The following is an 18652-nucleotide window of genomic DNA, read 5'->3' on the forward strand; positions in this document are numbered from 1 at the left end:
GTCGGCCTGTTAGTTATATCAGTTCTTAACGCGTGGCGTTAGAAGGTGCCTTCATGTAGCGGAAGAAGTCGCTATCCGGGCTCAGTACCATCACGTCCTGATTGTCATTGAAGCTGTTTTCATACGCGCGCAGGCTGCGGATAAACGCATAGAAATCCGGGTCCTGACTGAATGCGTTGGCAAACAGCTTCGCGGCTTCTGCATCACCATCACCGCGGGTAATCAATGCCTCACGCTGTGCTTCTGCAAGCGTACGGGTAACCTGGTAATCGGCCTGAGCACGTAGTTTTTCGGCCTCTTCCTGACCCTGCGAACGCTGGCTTCGTGCAACGGCTTCACGTTCTGCACGCATACGGTTAAAGATCGCATCTGACACTTCTGTTGGCAGATTGATCTGTTTAATCCGTACATCAACCACCTGAATGCCTAGCGCCGCCATACTGTTTGGATTTGGCGCAGGCTCACTGCTGTTGGTTTCACGCTCGACACGCGCGGCCGCACTGGCGATAGCATTATCCGCTGCAGGCGTGGCCACTTCATCGTCGCCCCCCGCCGTGCCGGTATTCAACGCATCACGGACATCGGTGGTTAAACGCCCACGGGAATCGGTCACGATGTCTTTGACATCAAGACGTCCCATCTCTGAACGTAAACGGTCACTGAATTTGCGTTTCAGCAGCACTTCGGCCTGAGAAACATCACCACCGCCGGTCGCCAGGTAGTAACGACTGAAATCGCTGATGCGCCACTTAATGTAAGAGTCCACGATCAGGTCTTTCTTCTCTTTGGTCACAAAGCGATCGGCCTGGTTGTCCATGGTCTGGATACGCGCATCAAGCGTTTTCACCGTTTCGATAAACGGAATCTTGAAATGCAGACCCGGCGCAAACACCTGCGGTTTGTTTTCGCCGTCGCGCAACACTTTACCAAAGCGCAGAACAATGCCTCGCTCACCTTCCTGTACCACGAACAGCGACGCATAAAGTGCCACCAACGCGATAATGATTAGTACAATTACTGGCTTACGCATTGATTACTCTCTCCCTTCGCGCTGGGTATCGTTGCGCTGAGCATTAGCCCGACGCTGATCCATGATGCTGTCTGGACTGTATGACGAGGTGTCACTGCGGCTGGCACTGCGATCGCCAAGTGATGGCAATGTTGAGCTGCTTTTCTGTCCACTTTTCGCGGATGAAGACTGACCGCCACGCATCAGTTGATCAAGAGGCAGGACCATGAGGTTATTACCACGATCGCTTACCAGCACTTTCCGTGTATGGCTCAGTACGCGCTCCATGGTCTCAATGTACAGGCGCTCTTTAGTGATTTCTGGCGCAGCTTTGTATTCAGGTAAAATCTTGGCAAAACGCGCCACTTCACCCTGAGCTTCCAGAACCGTACGCTCTTTATAAGCGCGCGCTTCTTCCAGAACACGTTGTGCCCGACCGTTCGCACGCGGTTGAACTTCGTTGGCATAGGCTTCGGCTTCACGTACGTATTGCTCACGGTTTTCACGTGCGGCAATCGCATCGTCAAAGGCAGACTTCACTTCTTCCGGTGGACGAGCCGCCTGGAAGTTGACGTCAAGCACCGTGATGCCCATATCGTACGGACGAATGGTTTCGTCGATTTCACGTTGCGTTTCGCTACGCACGACCGTACGACCTTCAGTCAAAATACGATCCATGGTAGAACGGCCAATCACGCCGCGCAGGGCGCTGTCGGTGGCCTGGCGCAGGCTGTCATCAGCACTGGTCACAGCAAACAGATAGCGTTCAGGATCGGTTACGCGATACTGCACGTTCATTTCAACGCGCACGACATTTTCATCCGAGGTCAGCATCACGCCAGACGCGGCCAGTTCGCGAACGGCCTCGACGTTGACGGCACGAACCTGATCGATAAAGGTCGGTTTCCAGTTCAGGCCGGGCTCGACCAGGTGGCTGAACTTACCAAAGCGAGTAACGACGCCGCGCTCCGCTTCTTTAATGGTGTAAAATCCGCTCGCGGCCCAGATAACGATGGCCGCCACGGCGACGATGCCAAAAATTTTGCCGCTACCGCCGGAACTGAGCTGACCGTTATCACCTTTTTTGCCACCACCGAATCCGCCGAGCTTTTTGCTCAGTTTACGGAAGATATCATCCAGATCAGGAGGCCCAGATTCCTTACCTCCCTTATTCCCCCCAGAGTTGCCGCCTTGATTATTGCTGCTTCCCCACGGGTCGCGGTCCTGTCCGTTATTTCCGGGCTGATTCCACGCCATGTCATTACTCCATTTATAGTTTTAGCGGCTTACCCGTCGTATTTGATATTGTCACAGCGCGGGTTGTGCGCCTTGCCTGACCGTAAGCAAAATCGCAGTCAGAGATGAATCAACCCACACCGCACGACAACATAAAATCCTCAGAGTAAGTTCGATTTGGCAATATCAAACAATATAACTGGTCAGCGACGGCTCCTGCTTGCATAAGCGGCGCCAGTCAATAATCGGCATTCGCACATGCAAACCTACACTGCCGTCTTCTTCGTTCCACTCTTTTTCAATCGCCTGCAACTGATAGAAGCGGCTGCGTAAGCGACCCGCATCCGGTGGCAGACGTAAATCATACTGCGCAATCTCACCTGACAGTCGCTCGGAAAGCGCCTGCCATAATAAGGGAATACCGACACTGGACTGCGCGGACAGCCACACGCGAACCGGCATATTGTCTTCATCACGGTCAATGCGTGGCTCGAAACCGTCCAGCACATCGATCTTATTCATGATCAATAGCGTGGGGATTTCATCAGCTTCGATTTCTTCCAGCACCTCATTAACCGCATCGATGTTTTCGTTAACCCGCACATCGGCAGCATCAATGACGTGCATCAGCAGTGTGGCCTGACGCGTCTCTTGCAGAGTGGCTTTAAAGGCGGCAACCAGGTCGTGCGGAAGATGGCGAATAAAACCGACGGTATCGGCCAACACCACTTCGCCCACATCGGCAACGTTCAGCCGACGTAGCGTTGGGTCCAGCGTCGCAAAGAGTTGATCCGCGGCATAGACATTGGCAGACGTGATGGCATTGAAGAGGGTAGATTTACCGGCGTTGGTGTAGCCCACCAGTGAAACGGTCGGCACATCGGCTTTGGCACGCGCCTGTCGTCCCTGCTCGCGCTGTTTCTCAACACGTTCAAGACGCGACAAAATTTGGCTAATGCGCCCACGCAGCAAACGGCGGTCAGTTTCTAACTGGGTTTCACCCGGGCCACGCAGGCCGATACCGCCCTTCTGGCGTTCAAGGTGAGTCCAGCCACGTACCAGACGTGTTGCAAGGTGACGCAACTGCGCCAGCTCAACCTGCAATTTACCTTCATGGGTACGCGCGCGCTGGGCAAAAATATCAAGAATAAGGCCAGTGCGGTCGATAACACGGCACTCGCACAGGCGCTCAAGATTACGTTCCTGAGCGGGCGTTAAGGCATGATCGAAAAGGACGACCGATGCTCCACTTGTTTTTACCGCATCGGCAATTTCAACGGCCTTTCCTTCACCGACAAAATACTTGGGATGTGGCGCTTTACGACTGCCGGTAATAACCTGCAGTGCTTCAACGCCAGCAGAAGACACCAGGGTTTCGAATTCCTGTAAATCTTCCAGCTCTTTGTCTTGGGAGAACCAGATGTGTACCAGTACGGCCTGCTCACCGGCATCATAACGGTCAAACAAGCTATAACCTCGCTTATATAAAAAGACCAGGACGGAAAGCATGACGCTTTCCGATCCTGGTGAAACGGTGCCGCTTTACTCTGCGTTATCACCGTCTTGTTGTGGCTGCGACTGAGCAGAAGTGCTGCTGCCGCCATGATGGTAATTATTGCTGCTGCCACCGCCAGGATTATTGCTATGGTGAGAAACCGGGCGTGAAGGCACAACGGTAGAAATGGCATGTTTATAAACCATCTGACTTACCGTGTTTTTCAACAAAATTACGAACTGATCAAAGGATTCAATCTGACCTTGCAGCTTAATACCGTTGACCAAATAAATCGAAACCGGAACACGTTCACGACGCAGTGCGTTCAGAAACGGGTCTTGTAATGATTGCCCCTTAGCCATTCTATCTTTTCCTTATATGCTTGTTGTTTGTTGCTTGTAGAACACAGTGGTTCTGAAAAAAACTGCGTAAAAATTTGCGCACGTAACTTGCCAATTGTACACAATCACCCATGCTTCGCACTAACAACCTTCAGTACTGTATCACGCGCTAAGTGAGGTTCATCACTGTCTAGCCAGTGAATATTCTCCCAACCACGTAACCAGGTCATCTGGCGTTTAGCGAGTTGCCGGGTTGCGCAAACTCCCCGATAAACCATTTCGTCGTAATCGATCTCGCCAGCTAAATAAGACCACATCTGGCGATAGCCAACACAACGAATGGAAGGCATATCCGTATGCAAATCACCTCGTGCAAACAGGGCCCGAGACTCCGCTTCAAATCCTGACGCCAACATCTGCTCAAAACGCAATGCGATGCGCTGATGCAACAGCTCGCGACTCGCGGGGGCGATAGCAAACTGATGGACATCGTAGGGTAACGCTTCACCAGAAATTTTTGTCAGTTCCGTTAAAGTTTTACCCGAAATAAAAAAAACTTCCAGTGCTCGCGAAAGTCTCTGCGGATCATTCGGATGAATACGACTGCCTGCGACCGGATCAATTTCGCAAAGTTGACGATGTAAAGCTTCCCAGCCTCTTTCATTCGCCATTTGCTCTATTTTTTGACGAACCTCCGGATCGGCCGAGGGCAGCGGCGACAATCCTTCAAGTAACGCCTTGAAGTAGAGCATAGTTCCACCAACAAGCAACGGAATTCGTCCATGCTGAACGATATCCGCCATTTCTGCTAACGCATCACGTCGAAACTCTGCCGCCGAATAGGCTTCAGCCGGATCGCGAATGTCCAGCAAACGATGAGGCGCCTGTGCCAGCTCTTCAGCAGAAGGTTTTGCCGTACCGACATCCATCTGACGATAAATCAAAGCCGAATCAACGCTGATAAGCTCTACAGGCAACTGTTTGCGCAGTTCAATCGCAAGTGCGGTTTTACCTGACGCTGTAGGCCCCATCAAAAATATTGCCTTAGGCCGGCCAGCCTGGTTCAGTTCACTCATGCTTCAACGCGTTTACCGCGCTCTCAATCTCGATGGCTTGTACTAAGCCAGAAGGTGGCGATTTAAGTAACTGCGGACAAAGCCTTTCAAGCTCAGCCAACAGGGTAATCGCCTGGGAGTGATTCCAGTTTTGAGGCTCTGCATCTTCACGTCGCGCCAGCCACTGGGCCAGTTGCGTAGCAGAGTTCTCTTGCTGCCGGGCGAGATAGCCTAACAGTTCAGGAATCAAGATTTGTAAATTTTGTGTTCGTAACGGTAAAGGCACCGCCCGCAAAATAATGTGGTCACCCTCAGGGTGTAAATCAATGCCCATCTGATTAAGCAGGCTCAGATTTTCCTGGGCTGCTTTGCGTTCGGCAGGGGCGATTTTTAAGCGCACCGGAATCAACAGCGGCTGTGATTTCAGCCCACTTTCGCGGGGTTCTAGCTGTGCCTGCTTTAACCAGCGGGTCGCCACAGGCAGCGCCATCAGCAGTAAACTCTGGTCCTGTTCAAGCAGGGCATATTGCCCGTCAAGCACGGTTAACACACGGCCAAAGCTATGGGAATGGGCCGCCAAAGGCGGTGCGGCACTGACTGGCGCACGTGCCGCAGGCTCTGCACTTTTTGCTGCAGGTGCACTGGCAGGCGTTTTCAGCAGTTGCTGGTAAACCCGGCCTTCGCGCTGACTGTATCCCGGCTCTTTGCTTTGCCAGGCGGGAGCTGCCGATGCCGATGGCCCGGCAGCCTTCGCCGTGACAGCCGGCTGGCTAAAATGGTTGCCGCCCGCCGCCTGACGGTTTTCTTGCTGCCAGCGCGGAGCCGGTTCTTCCGCCTGCAACGTCGGCAGGACGGGCGAGGCACTTTCCTGCAACACACTCATCACGCCCTGATAGATGAAGTCGTGCACCAGACGCGACTGATGAAAGCGCACTTCGTGTTTTGCCGGATGCACATTCACATCCACCTGATGAGGATCTATCTCTAAATACAACACGTAGGCAGGTTGTTGGTCATCCTGCAGCTGGCTCTGAAACGCCTGGCGAATGGCATGATTAATCAGCTTGTCACGCATCATGCGACCATTCACATAACAGTACTGTATATCGCTCACCTGACGCGACCCGGCCGGATCGGCAACCCAGCCGCGTAACGCCAGATCATCATGCTGCCACTCAATGCGAAGCGCATGCTGCATAAATGTCGTGCCGCAAATCGCCCCCAGCCGACGCTCACGTTGCCCTTCATCGTTGACAGCCCGGTACTGACGCATCAGTTTGCCGTTATGGCTCAATGAGATAGCAACATCAAAGCGCGCCAGCGCGATGCGTCGGATCACTTCATCAATATGACCAAATTCGGTTTTTTCGGTGCGCATAAATTTGCGACGAGCCGGCGTGTTGTAAAACAGGTCGAGCACTTCCAGCGTAGAGCCACAAGGATGGGCGGCGGGTTTAACGGTAACCGCCATATCACGCCCTTCGGCGTAGGCCTGCCAGGCTTCGGTTTGTTCGGCCGTGCGCGATGTCAGGGTCAGGCGAGAAACCGAACTGATACTGGCTAAGGCTTCACCGCGAAAGCCCAGACTCATGATGGCTTCAAGATCGTCCAGCGAAGCAATTTTACTGGTGGCATGGCGAGCCAGCGCCATGGCCAGTTCGTTCTTTGCAATCCCACAGCCGTTATCGCGGATACGAATCAGTTTTGCGCCGCCCTTCTCAATATCCACATCAATGCGCGTTGCACCTGCATCAAGGCTGTTTTCCACCAGCTCTTTGACAACCGATGCGGGACGCTCAACCACTTCTCCGGCGGCAATCTGGTTAGCAAGTTGCGGCGGCAAAATTTGTATTGGCATGCTGGATATCCTTGTGGCTGGCAACCCGGCGCAGAGGCCGGGCTAACAATCAGGATGCAGGGATTTTCAGATTCTGACCCAACATCACGTTGGTGGATTTCAGGTTATTCGCCTGGAGAATCGATTTTGGGCTGACGCCATAATGGGCGGCGATACTGCTCAGCGAGTCACCGCGCACCACTTTGTGCCGCACCGGACGGCGCGCCACTGGCGAAGCGGGCGCAGTGCGACTTGCCACGGCACTGGCAGGCACTTTCAACCGCTGACCGACCCAGACCACATCCCGCTTCAGGGTATTCATTTGCCGCAAGGTGGCCATGCTGACGCCATATTTCGCTGCAATCCCTGAGAGCGTTTCGCCGCGCGTCACGGTATGACGCTGAATAGCCCCCGTATACTGCGTCTCGCCGGTCGCCGGATTACTGGCTACGCTGACCGCTGGCGGCGTATCCAGCGGCCGGTTTTCCTCCTTTGGGACCGATTGTAGCGGGTGCGCCAGGAAATAAGCGCGCAGTCCTTTATATATCGACTGAGCAATCTTATCCTGGTGTGCGCTACTGCCGAGCAGTCGCTCCTCCGAGGCATTACTGATAAAACCGGTTTCCACCAGAAGCGAAGGAATATCCGGCGAACGTAGCACGCCAAGGCTGGCATGCTCAGGTAAACGCTTGTGTAAGGACGTCACGCCACGCAGTTGCTGTATGACCTTTGTGGCGATGTCGTAGCCGACGCGCTGCGAGTGACCAAACTGCAAATCCAGTACGGCCTGGCTGAGGTAAGGATCGGCCTGGCTGTTCGCCAGCAAATCACCGGCTCCACCTAAGAGCTCAGACTGTTTCTCTTTCTGTTCCAGCCAGTTGGCCATTTCACTGTTCGCACGACGGTTGGATAATACCCAGACCGAGGCTCCCGTTGCTGCATGACTCGGTGCCGCATCGGCGTGAATCGACACCAGTACGTTAGCATTTGCTTTACGCGCAACATCCGAGCGGCCCATCACGGAGATAAAGTAGTCGCCATCACGGGTTAAAACGCCTTTAAACATCGGGTCGTCGTTTAACAGCACTTTCAGTTTGCGCGCGATGGCGATGGTGACGTTTTTCTCTTTAAGCCCATGCTGACCTATCGCCCCAGGGTCCTGACCGCCGTGACCGGCATCAATCGCCACGATCACCGTATCATCCCGGTTGGCCACACCACCCGGACGGGCGGTGCTGTTAGTGTTGGTTACCGTGGTCACCGGATTAGCGTTAAATGGATTGCTGGCGGCGGTTTCCCGCGCACGCGATGGCTGTGCTTCCGTCGTGACTACAGGCGCACTGCGTGTGACGGCAGGACGTTTGCCCTGAATGGTGAAAACCACGCTGTAGTTATTACCATTACGTTGCGTGACGGCACGGGTTTTTCCCGACTGAGTCAGCTCAAAGACCAACCGTATGCTTTGTTTATCTTTCGGGGTACTGGTACGAATGCGCTTAACGATGTTATCGCCACTAAACGTCAGCGGTAAGCCTTTAATGACACCGCTTTGACGAATATCCAGCACCACGCGATCGGGATTGTGCAACGGAAAATAGGCGTAAATCGGCTGACCGGAAAAACTCAGCGTCACCGTGGCCTGATTTCCACCGTTTGATACCTGAATATCAGACAGATTCGCCGCAAACAGAGGCCTGGCGATAAGTAGCAATCCTGCCAGTACAAGCATTTTCATCCATGACATCATGCCTGCGCCCTGCCTTGTTCAATCTGTTCAACCCAGCGCTGCCCCGGCGCGGAATGCGCTACCAGCTCGGCTTCACGTGCCTCATTGACGTAACGCAGCGTCAGCGCGACATCCGGCGGTGGCAAAATGCCTGCGCCCTGCTGAGGCCATTCGACCAGACAAATAGCGTCATTCGTGAAGTAGTCACGAATGCCCATGAATTCCAGCTCTTCTGGATCGGCAAGGCGATAGAGATCGAAATGATAGACGGAACGCCCCTCCAGAGCATAAGGCTCAACCAGGGTATAGGTCGGGCTTTTCACATTGCCCGCGTGACCGGATGCCTGCAAGAAACCGCGGCTGAATGTGGTCTTCCCCGCGCCGAGGTCGCCATAAAGATAGATCACCGCCGCATTGCCGCAGGCATGCGCCAGTTGAGCACCCAGTTCGAGTGTTGCCGCCTCATTGGGCAAAGGTATAACACAGCTCTTCATGCTTCTTGATTCATCTCTGGATTAACAAACTGCCACAGCAGATCAAATAAGTCTGATGCCAGCATGCCGCGCGTGCCCCGCTGCTCAGCCAACGTATCAGCGGCAGCACCGTGAACAACGCAACCTGCACAGGCAGCATCAAACAGCGCCAATTTTTGTCCCATTAACGAGGCAATAATACCGGTGAGCACATCACCCATACCACCCGATGCCATCCCGGCATTACCCACATCGGCAAAAGCCATTTGCCCGCTTTCACTGGCGATAATCGTGCCCGCACCTTTTAAGACAGCCACACCACCATAGCGTTTCGCCAGATCCCGAGCAGCTTGTAAGCGGTCACTTTCAATTTCGCTGGTTTTGACGCCCAGTAAGCGAGCAGCCTCACCAGGATGCGGCGTTATAATGCGATTCTGACGTTTCTCCGCGCTTATTGCCAGCAAGTTAAGTGCATCTGCATCCCAAAGCATGGGCTTTTCAGTGCTTTTAACCTTTTCGAGTGCCTTTTTGCCCCATTCCCGCTGTCCCAGCCCCGGCCCAATTGCGATAACGTCAGCCCACGCGAGTGCTTCATCCAGTCGCGCATCGGTTAACGCATCCACCATGATCTCAGGGCGCGCAGTCAGGATGGGGAGAATATTATCTTTGTGAGTAAGTACTCGCACTAATCCACTTCCCGTGCGCAGTGCGGCTTCTGCCGACATCCGAATAGCACCTGCCGTCCCGCTGTCGCCGCCAATCACCAGCAAACGGCCCTGATCGCCTTTATGGGATGTCGCCTTACGCGGTGTCAGCCAGTGAGACAGGAAACGCGCATCGTAGCGGGCCATGGGCGGCTGCTGTGCCGCCAGAAAACCCTGTAATCCCAGGTCGGCAAGGTAAAGCGATCCAATACAGTCACGGGCTTTGCCGGTAAGTTGCCCGGGTTTCAGCGCAATAACGCTTAACGTGTGCGTGGCATTCATGACGCTTCCCGGCGTATTTCCCGTTGCTGCAGACAGGCCGGAAGGAATGTCCACCGCCATCACCGGCGCGGCATGCACGTTTGCCTGGTCTATCAGAGTGGAAAAAGGGTCGCCAGGCGCACGGCTGATTCCCGTCCCCAGTAACGCATCGACGATAATATCGACCTTTTCGGGCCAGACCGCATGAGGCGCATGGATCTCACCGCCCGCTTCAAGCCAGCTGCTTCTGGCGGTTTCTGCTTCTTCGGGCAAGGATTTGCTGCCTTCACAGGCCAGCAGCGTTACCTGTTTGCCTGCGGCCTGTGCCAGCCTCGCAACGACGTAACCGTCGCCCCCGTTATTGCCGGGTCCACACAAAACCAGCCAGTGCTCTGCATCCGGCCAGTGCGCACGAATATGCTCATAGACCGCCTGGCCCGCACGTAACATCAGTTCATACAAGGTGATGCCGAGTGCATCTGCCCCCTCACGCTCAAGTTGCGCCAGTGCCTGCGCAGGCCAGACAGAGTGTGGTAAACTGTCGGCGTTTCTCTTCGAATTCTGGTTAGTCATGTCATACCCTCTCGATCTTGATCAACTCGCTCAACACATTAAACAGTGGGGACGCGATCTGGGCTTTCAGCAGGTCGGCATCGCCGACACCGATCTCAGCGCTGAAGAGCCGCGCCTGCAGGCCTGGCTGGACAAGCAGTACCATGGCGAGATGGAATGGATGGCACGCCACGGAATGATGCGTGCCCGTCCGCATGAACTGCTACCCGGTACGCTTCGGGTTATCAGCGTTCGTATGAACTATCTGCCTGCCAAAGCCGCTTTCGCCAGCACACTGAAAAATCCCCGGTTAGGTTATGTCAGCCGCTATGCGCTGGGCCGTGATTACCACAAAGTATTGCGCAATCGACTGAAAAAGCTTGGAGAAATGATTCAGGCCCACTGCGGCGAAAGCCATTTTCGGCCGTTTGTTGATTCTGCCCCCCTGCTTGAACGCCCTCTGGCGGTGAAGGCGGGATTAGGCTGGACTGGCAAGCACTCGCTCATTCTGAACCGGGAAGCGGGCTCATGGTTTTTCCTGGGTGAACTGCTGATTGACCTGCCCCTTCCCGTCGACACACCTCAGGAAGAACAGTGTGGACGCTGCGTGGCCTGCATGACCATTTGCCCGACAGGGGCCATTGTCGCGCCCTATACGGTCGACGCCCGACGCTGCATCTCCTATCTGACGATTGAGCTTGAAGGTGCCATCCCCGAAGCGTTGCGACCACTAATGGGGAATCGGATTTATGGTTGTGATGACTGCCAGCTCATCTGTCCCTGGAACCGTTATGGACAGTTGACAGATGAAGAGGATTTTTCACCTCGTGAAGCACTGCATGCGCCAGAGCTAACGGCGCTGTTTCAGTGGGATGAAGCCAAATTCCTGCGGATTACTGAAGGCTCTCCCATCCGCCGTATCGGCTATCAGCGCTGGTCACGCAATATTGCGGTGGCGCTGGGCAATGCGCCCTGGAGCACTGAGATCCTCACCGTACTTGAACAGCGACGAGGTGAAAGTGATTTGCTGGATGAGCATATTCAATGGGCTATTACTCAACAACAGGTTAAGCGGAAACGCGATGAGATTGACGTTCAACCCGCGCAGCAGAAAAGGCTGGTCAGGGCTGTTGAGAAGGGATTACCCCGTGATGCTTGATTGCGCAACGTTCGCAAGCTATAGATTTCCACATCCTGTGAATAAAAATAAAAATACCTTGTCATTCAATCGTAATAACACAAGTGACAGAATCAAATAACATAATGAAATATTATTAATTCTTTATATATCATAAAGTTAAATAAAATTTGTGATATTTTGCAAATAAGGCTAGCGTCTGGCTTAATCCATAAAGCTGTGGATAACTCTGTTTAAAAAAGTTTTACGGAATGGCAAAAGTGGCGTGGACAGTAACCTGCCTGCTGTGGATAACTCTGATTGTCGTGCTGAAGATCTTCATTCAGCCTGTAACACTGAGACGAAGTAAGTGACAAAAAAACTGGAGCGGGAAACGAGACTCGAACTCGCGACCCCGACCTTGGCAAGGTCGTGCTCTACCAACTGAGCTATTCCCGCATAGAAGGGCACTACTAAACACATTTTGGAGCGGGAAACGAGACTCGAACTCGCGACCCCGACCTTGGCAAGGTCGTGCTCTACCAACTGAGCTATTCCCGCATAGAGGGTACTGCTAAACATAATTTGGAGCGGGAAACGAGACTCGAACTCGCGACCCCGACCTTGGCAAGGTCGTGCTCTACCAACTGAGCTATTCCCGCGCCTTGTACCGTAATAAATTCTTCACCGGTACGGGGTGCGCATTATACGAGAAATCGCTGCTGCTGCAAGATGCTTACAGCAAAATTTTGCGCTTTTGATGCGTTTGCTGATAATTGCAGCAACCTGGCGATTTCCTGCGCACCCTTTGCGGTTTAAAGCTGCAAAAAGTGTTGGCGGTAGTACGCCAGCTCGGCAACAGACTCGCGAATATCATCTAAAGCCTGGTGCGATCCGCTCTTTTTGAAACCCGGAAGAATGTCTGGCTTCCAGCGACGAGCCAGTTCTTTCAGCGTGCTGACATCCAGATAACGGTAATGGAAATAGGCTTCCAGCTCCGGCATGTACTTAAACAGGAAACGGCGATCCTGCCCAATGCTGTTGCCGCAAATCGGGGACGTATTGGCTGGCACCCACTGCTGCAGGAATTCGATGGTCGCCTTTTCTGCTGCGCGATCGTCAATCTTGCTGGCCTTCACACGTTCCACTAAACCGCTATGAGTATGTGTACGGACGTTCCATTCGTCCATCAAGCCCAGCTGCGCATCTGACTGATGAACCGCCATGACCGGACCTTCTGCCAGAATGTTAAGGTCGGCGTCGGTAACGATAGTGGCAATCTCAATAATGCGATCGCGTTCCGGATCGAGTCCGGTCATTTCAAGGTCAATCCAAATTAGATTATTTTCGTTTCCAGTTGCCATGCTGTTACCTGTGGTTGCTGAGTCGTCATTCATCGTGAATAAGGTGTATCATAGACGTTTTGCCCCCCAGGGCGAAATCCAGCTAAACCAGTGAGGGTGAGTGAGTAAAAATAAACTGTCGAAAGGTCAACAACGTCGCGTCAGCGCTAACCACGATCGCCGTTTAAACCAGCGCAAAATGCGCCCGGAAGCGGACGATAATATGTTCGGTCAGGACGCAGAAGGCGTGGTGGTCAGCCGATTTGGCATGCATGCCGATGTCGAGGACAGTGCAGGCCTGACGCACCGTTGTAATATTCGCCGCACGATCCGCTCACTGGTCACAGGCGATCGCGTGGTGTGGCGTCCCGCGTTAAACGGCGGCAAAGGTATTGTTGAGGCTGTGCATGAGCGTACCAGCGTTCTGACGCGTCCCGACTTCTATGACGGCGTGAAACCCATTGCCGCGAACATCGATCAAATTATTATCGTGTCAGCCATTCTGCCAGAGCTGTCATTGAACATTATCGATCGCTACCTGGTGGCCAGCGAAACGCTGGATATTGAGCCCCTGCTGGTGTTGAACAAAATCGATCTGCTGGATGACAACGCGCGTGCATTGGTTGATGAGCAGATGGAGATTTACCGCAAGATTGGTTATCGCGTCTTGATGGTTTCCAGCCATGCCAAAGATGGCCTGAATGCGCTGCAGAATGCGTTGACTGACCGGATAAGCATCTTTGCGGGTCAGTCTGGCGTAGGCAAATCCAGTCTGCTGAATGCCCTGCTCGGCTTCGACCAACAGAAAGAGACGGCCATTCTGACTAACGACGTTTCTGACGTATCCGGGCTGGGTCAACACACGACCACCGCATCCCGGCTTTATCATTTTCCAGAAGGCGGGGACGTTATTGATTCTCCCGGCGTACGTGAGTTTGGTTTGTGGCATCTTGAGCCGGAACAAATCACGCGTGGATTTGTCGAATTCCGTGCATTCTTAGGTGATTGTAAGTTTCGTGACTGCAAACATGACACCGATCCGGGCTGTGCGATTCGTGAAGCCGTTGAAAACGGAAAAATCGATCAATCCCGCTTCTATAACTACCACCGTATTCTGGAAAGCATGGCACAAATGAAAAGCCGGAAAAACTTCGCTGAGAGTGAAGATTAAGGCCCGTAACGACGTATTCGCCATCTGACTGGGGCGCTGTTACAATCCGCTCCCTTTTTGTCAATGTTATGAAAGATAGCCAGGAGGCTAGGGTGTTTGATCGTTTTAAACTCGGCTTGAATCACATTCTCCCAAAAAAATGGCTGACTGAACTTGCAGGTTGGGGAGCAAGCCGTCGCGGCGGCTGGCTGACAAAACTGGTCATTGATGGTTTTGTCTGGTACTACAACGTCGATATGGCGGAAGCGCGTAAACCTGATACAGCCAGTTACCGCACCTTTAACGATTTTTTTGTGCGCCCGTTGAAAGACGATGCACGCCCGATCGATACCGATGCCAGCCTGATCGTCCTGCCTGCTGATGGCGCAATAAGCCAGCTCGGACGTATTGAAGGCGACCAGATTTTCCAGGCGAAAGGCCACTATTACACGATTGATGCCCTGCTGGCCGGTAATGAGCAAATGGCCGCCCAGTTTCATGATGGCGCATTCGCCACCACCTATCTGGCACCGCGCGATTATCACCGCGTACACATGCCATGTAACGGTATCCTGCGGGAAATGATCTACGTGCCCGGCGATCTTTACTCCGTTAATCCACTGACCGCACGCAATATCCCTAATCTCTTTGCCCGTAACGAGCGCGTAATTTGTTACTTTGAGACCGATATGGGACCTATGGTGCAAATTCTGGTGGGTGCCACCATTGTCGGCAGCATTGAAACGGTTTGGGCGGGCACAGTGACGCCGCCACGCGAAGGGATTATCAAACGCTGGCATTACCCGGCAGCCGATCATGACGGTGCCGTCGTATTACTTAAAGGTCAGGAAATGGGCCGCTTCAAACTGGGTTCAACCGTTATCAATCTGTTTGCGCCTGGCAGGATCAAACTGGCAGAAAGCCTTGAGGCCGAAACTAAAGTTCGGTTGGGCCAGCCTATGGCGATCGCCCTTCCACTGACGACTACCGCGCCTGACGCTGTCGAGTAGAACCTATGTTCGTGCGTTCGATCTTTTGTCTGCTGCTGAGCCTCTGGCTCAGCACCGCCACGCTAGCCGCCACTCTGCCTGATGCCAGCCAACTCAAACAGCAGTTGGAGGAGGTCAAAGCAGCGAAAAATTCCGCCGCGCAAACCGAGCAAATCCAGTCGCTGGAAGCCGCTCTGGCCTCGCTTTCTGAACGCGATGATGCTATCGAACGCGCGCAACAGTACCAGCAGGTTATTGATGATTTCCCGCGCCTTGCCCGTGAGCTGAGGCAGCAGATCGCCACGCTTAACGACAACGCTAAGAGCGTGCGCAGCACCATGAGCAGCGCGGAGCTGGAACAAGAGATCCTGCAAATCAGTAGTCAGTTGATCGAAGAAGGACGCCAGGCGCAGCAGGAGCAGGATCGCGCCAGGGAGATTAGTGACTCCTTGTCGCAGCTGCCGCAGCAGCAAACAGAAGCGCGCCGTGCGTTAACCGAGAGTGAGCGGCGCTTACAAAGCGCGGGCAGCGCTGCCACACCGGCCGGTCAGGCCCAGCTAATGGCACGCCAGGCAGAAAATGCCGCGAACAAAGCCAAAGTGGATGAGTATGAGCTGGCGCAGCTGTCAGCAAATAATCGTCAGGAGCTGGCTCGCATGCGCGCCGAAGTGCATCAGCGCAAAGTGACCCAGCTCGATAATTATCTGCAGGCTTTGCGTAATCAGTTGAACGAGCAACGTCAGCGCGAGGCGGAAACCGCGCTGGCACGGACGGAACAGCTGGCGGAAAACAGCGGCGATTTACCGCCCGCGATTAGCGAGCAGTTTCGTGTTAACCGCGATTTATCTGGTGCGCTGAACCAGCAGGCGCAGCGCATGGATCTGGTCGCGTCGCAACAGCGCCTCGCGACGAATCAAATTATCCAGGTACGTCAGGCGCTGTCGACGTTACGGGAGCAGTCTCAATGGCTGGGCGCCTCTAACTTACTTGGTGATGCGCTTCGCGCGCAGGTTGCGCGTTTACCTGATATGCCGAAGTCGCAGCAGATCGACAATGAAATGGCACAGCTGCGCGTCCAGCGCCTGCATTATGAAGATCTGCTTGAACGTCAGAACGCACTGCGTAAAGCCCATCAGGCAGACGGGCAACCTTTTACCAGTGACCAAAAGCGTATTCTGGATGCACAGTTAAAAACGCAACGAGAACTGCTGAATTCCCTGATTTCTGGCTGCGATACGCTGATTCTGGAAATCACCAAACTCAAGGTTGCCAATACTCAGCTTCAGGATGCGTTAACCGAAGTTAAAGATGCCACGCATCGCTATCTGTTCTGGACGGCTGATGTTAGCCCCATTTCATTAAGCTATCCTCTGGACGTGGCGAAAGGCCTGTCCCATTTGCTGACCCTGGATACGCTGGGGCAGCTTGGCAAAGCCCTGGCGATGATGTTTACCAGCCGCAGCACCGTCTTACCCATTCTGGGTGCAGTGCTGCTGGTCGGTTTTAGCCTTAGCACACGTCGTCACTTCAATGCTTTTCTTGAGCGCTCAGCCAGCAAGGTCGGCAAGGTCACTCAGGATCGCTTCCGCCTGACCATCCGAACCGTGTTCTGGTCGATTCTGGTGGCGCTTCCGCTTCCCGTGCTTTGGGCAACCCTGGGATACGGCCTGCAAAATGCCTGGCCCTATCCTGTCGCTGTGGCCATTGGCGATGGCATCACAGCTACCCTGCCTCTGCTGTGGATATTCATGGTCAGCGCCCAGTTTGCCCGTTCTAACGGCCTGTTTATCGTGCACTTCCGCTGGCCGCAGGTGCGCGTGGCACGCGCGATGCGCTACTACTCATTGAGTATTGGCCTGATCGTGCCCTTGATCATGCTGCTGATAACTTTTGACAACCTTGACGATCGCCTGTTTTCAGCAACGCTTGGCCGGCTGTGTTTTATTTTAATCTGCGGTGCCCTGAGTATTGTCACGGTGAGCCTGAAGCGAGCGGGTATTCCGCTTTACCTTGATAAAGAAGGTAACGGCGAAAATATGATTAACCGCCTGCTGTGGAATATCATGATCGCCATTCCGTTGCTGGCGGCGCTGGCCTCAATGATTGGCTATCTTGAAACGGCTCAGGCGCTGCTGGCGCGTCTGGAAACCTCCGTGGCAATCTGGTTTTTCCTGCTGGTTATTTACCATATCATCCGTCGCTGGATGCTGATTCAACGACGCAGGTTGGGTTTCGATCGCGCACGTCAGCGTCGGGCCGACATGCTGGCCAACCGCGCACGTAATGAAGAAGAAAAAGATCAGGCGCAAAACACTGACGTCATTGAAATTGAAGAGCCCGTGATCGATTTAGATGCAATCAGCGCCCAGTCACTGCGTCTGGTGCGTTCGATTCTGACGCTGATTGCACTGGTCTCATTTATTGTCCTGTGGTCAGAAATCCATTCTGCGTTTGGTTTCCTTGAGAATATCCGCTTATGGGATGTGAACACCTCCGTACAGGGCGTGGAGAGCATTCAACCTATTACGTTGGGTGCCGTCCTGATCGCCATTCTGGTGTTCGTGATTACTACGCAGTTGGTGCGTAATATGCCCGCCCTGCTTGAGCTGGCGCTGTTGCAGCATCTTGATTTGTCGCCAGGCACAGGTTATGCCATCACCACACTGACTAAATATCTGTTGTTGCTGATTGGTGGCTTGCTGGGCTTCTCATTGATTGGGATTGAATGGTCGAAGCTACAATGGCTGGTGACCGGCCTGGGCGTTGGCCTGGGATTTGGCCTGCAGGAGATTTTTGCGAATTTTATCTCCGGTCTGATTATCCTGTTTGAAAAACCCATTCGTATCGGCGATACCGTCACTATTCGCGATCTGACCGGCAGTATTACGCGCATTAACACCCGCGCCACCACAATTACCGACTGGGATCGCAAAGAGATTATTGTGCCCAATAAGGCCTTTATCACAGAACAGTTCGTTAACTGGTCGCTGTCAGACTCCGTCACCCGCGTGGTGCTGACCATCCCTGCGCCCGCGCAGGTAAGTAGCGAGGAGGTGACTACCTTGCTGAAACTGGCGGCTGACCGTTGCAGCTATGTCCTGGATACACCACCGCCGGAAGTCTTCCTGGTGGATTTGCAACAGGGCATACAGTTGTTTGAACTGCGTGTGCATGCGGCCGAGATGGGCCATCGCATGCCGCTTCGCCATGAATTACATCAGCTTATCCTGCATGGCTTTGCCGAAAATGGCATTGAAATGCCGTTCCCACCGTTCCAGATGCGTGTCGAAACGTTAAGCAGAAAAAGCGCTGCCGGGACGGGGGCGCCAACAACACGGACCTTCAAATCAGGCGGACTGTAAAA

General features: G+C 53.7%; 14 protein-coding genes and 3 tRNA genes. 4 read left to right on the forward strand and 13 right to left on the reverse strand.

Annotated elements, in window-relative coordinates; all coding sequences use genetic code 11:
- Window positions 1-25 precede the first annotated feature (25 nt).
- The 9 genes from hflC to nnr all read right to left on the reverse strand — a co-directional run bounded on the left by hflC (window position 26) and on the right by nnr (window position 10710).
- Window positions 26-1030: a protease modulator HflC gene (hflC, locus tag A6A26_RS02920; protein ID WP_063877411.1), complete on the reverse strand. Its 1005-nt coding sequence runs from the start codon at window positions 1028-1030 to the stop codon at window positions 26-28.
- 3 nt (window positions 1031-1033) lie between these two features.
- A complete protein-coding gene (gene hflK, locus A6A26_RS02925) occupies window positions 1034-2266 on the reverse strand; it encodes an FtsH protease activity modulator HflK (RefSeq protein WP_063877412.1) in 1233 nt (410 codons plus the stop codon).
- 165 nt (window positions 2267-2431) lie between these two features.
- Window positions 2432-3712, reverse strand: coding sequence for a ribosome rescue GTPase HflX (hflX, locus tag A6A26_RS02930; RefSeq protein WP_063881041.1), 1281 nt, complete (start codon window positions 3710-3712; stop codon window positions 2432-2434).
- Window positions 3713-3787: 75 nt separating this feature from the next.
- Window positions 3788-4102 (reverse strand): RNA chaperone Hfq, encoded by a 315-nt coding sequence (gene hfq, locus A6A26_RS02935; RefSeq protein ID WP_063877413.1) that lies wholly within the window; start codon window positions 4100-4102, stop codon window positions 3788-3790.
- 104 nt (window positions 4103-4206) lie between these two features.
- Window positions 4207-5157, reverse strand: coding sequence for a tRNA (adenosine(37)-N6)-dimethylallyltransferase MiaA (gene miaA / locus A6A26_RS02940; RefSeq protein ID WP_063877414.1), 951 nt, complete (start codon window positions 5155-5157; stop codon window positions 4207-4209).
- The gene (mutL, locus tag A6A26_RS02945; RefSeq protein ID WP_063877415.1) at window positions 5150-6994 is read right to left on the reverse strand and encodes a DNA mismatch repair endonuclease MutL; all 1845 of its coding nucleotides are present in this window, start codon (window positions 6992-6994) and stop codon (window positions 5150-5152) included. Before mutL ends, miaA begins: the two co-directional genes overlap by 8 nt.
- A 49-nt stretch (window positions 6995-7043) precedes the next feature.
- Window positions 7044-8720 (reverse strand): N-acetylmuramoyl-L-alanine amidase AmiB, encoded by a 1677-nt coding sequence (gene amiB / locus A6A26_RS02950; RefSeq protein WP_063877416.1) that lies wholly within the window; start codon window positions 8718-8720, stop codon window positions 7044-7046.
- Window positions 8717-9193 (reverse strand): tRNA (adenosine(37)-N6)-threonylcarbamoyltransferase complex ATPase subunit type 1 TsaE, encoded by a 477-nt coding sequence (gene tsaE, locus A6A26_RS02955; protein WP_063877417.1) that lies wholly within the window; start codon window positions 9191-9193, stop codon window positions 8717-8719. Before tsaE ends, amiB begins: the two co-directional genes overlap by 4 nt.
- Window positions 9190-10710: a bifunctional ADP-dependent NAD(P)H-hydrate dehydratase/NAD(P)H-hydrate epimerase gene (gene nnr, locus A6A26_RS02960; protein WP_074180979.1), complete on the reverse strand. Its 1521-nt coding sequence runs from the start codon at window positions 10708-10710 to the stop codon at window positions 9190-9192. Before nnr ends, tsaE begins: the two co-directional genes overlap by 4 nt.
- Here nnr and queG point away from each other — a divergent pair.
- Window positions 10709-11848 (forward strand): tRNA epoxyqueuosine(34) reductase QueG, encoded by a 1140-nt coding sequence (queG, locus tag A6A26_RS02965; protein ID WP_063877418.1) that lies wholly within the window; start codon window positions 10709-10711, stop codon window positions 11846-11848. The two genes, nnr and queG, sit on opposite strands and share 2 nt — an antisense overlap.
- A 341-nt stretch (window positions 11849-12189) precedes the next feature.
- On the opposite strand, the gene A6A26_RS02970 is transcribed toward queG, so the two are convergent.
- From A6A26_RS02970 to orn, 4 genes are all read right to left on the reverse strand, one after another.
- Window positions 12190-12265, reverse strand: a tRNA-Gly gene (locus tag A6A26_RS02970).
- 26 nt (window positions 12266-12291) lie between these two features.
- A tRNA-Gly gene (locus A6A26_RS02975) sits at window positions 12292-12367 on the reverse strand.
- A 25-nt stretch (window positions 12368-12392) separates the two neighbouring features.
- Window positions 12393-12468 (reverse strand) — tRNA-Gly (locus A6A26_RS02980).
- Between the two features lie 153 nt (window positions 12469-12621).
- Complete coding sequence (gene orn, locus A6A26_RS02985) at window positions 12622-13170, reverse strand: oligoribonuclease (protein ID WP_063881043.1); 549 nt, start codon at window positions 13168-13170, stop codon at window positions 12622-12624.
- Between the two features lie 100 nt (window positions 13171-13270).
- Between orn and rsgA the strand changes: the two genes are divergently transcribed.
- The 3 genes from rsgA to mscM all read left to right on the forward strand — a co-directional run bounded on the left by rsgA (window position 13271) and on the right by mscM (window position 18650).
- Window positions 13271-14320, forward strand: a complete 1050-nt coding sequence (gene rsgA / locus A6A26_RS02990; RefSeq protein ID WP_063877419.1) for a small ribosomal subunit biogenesis GTPase RsgA — start codon at window positions 13271-13273, stop codon at window positions 14318-14320.
- 92 nt (window positions 14321-14412) lie between these two features.
- Window positions 14413-15309, forward strand: coding sequence for an archaetidylserine decarboxylase (asd, locus tag A6A26_RS02995; RefSeq protein ID WP_063877420.1), 897 nt, complete (start codon window positions 14413-14415; stop codon window positions 15307-15309).
- 5 nt (window positions 15310-15314) lie between these two features.
- Entirely contained in the window at window positions 15315-18650 is a 3336-nt protein-coding gene (gene mscM / locus A6A26_RS03000) for a miniconductance mechanosensitive channel MscM (RefSeq protein ID WP_172823881.1), read from the forward strand.
- Window positions 18651-18652: the final 2 nt, after the last annotated feature.

This window comes from Pantoea sp. OXWO6B1, from assembly GCF_001641135.1.
Classification (GTDB): domain Bacteria; phylum Pseudomonadota; class Gammaproteobacteria; order Enterobacterales; family Enterobacteriaceae; genus Pantoea; species Pantoea allii.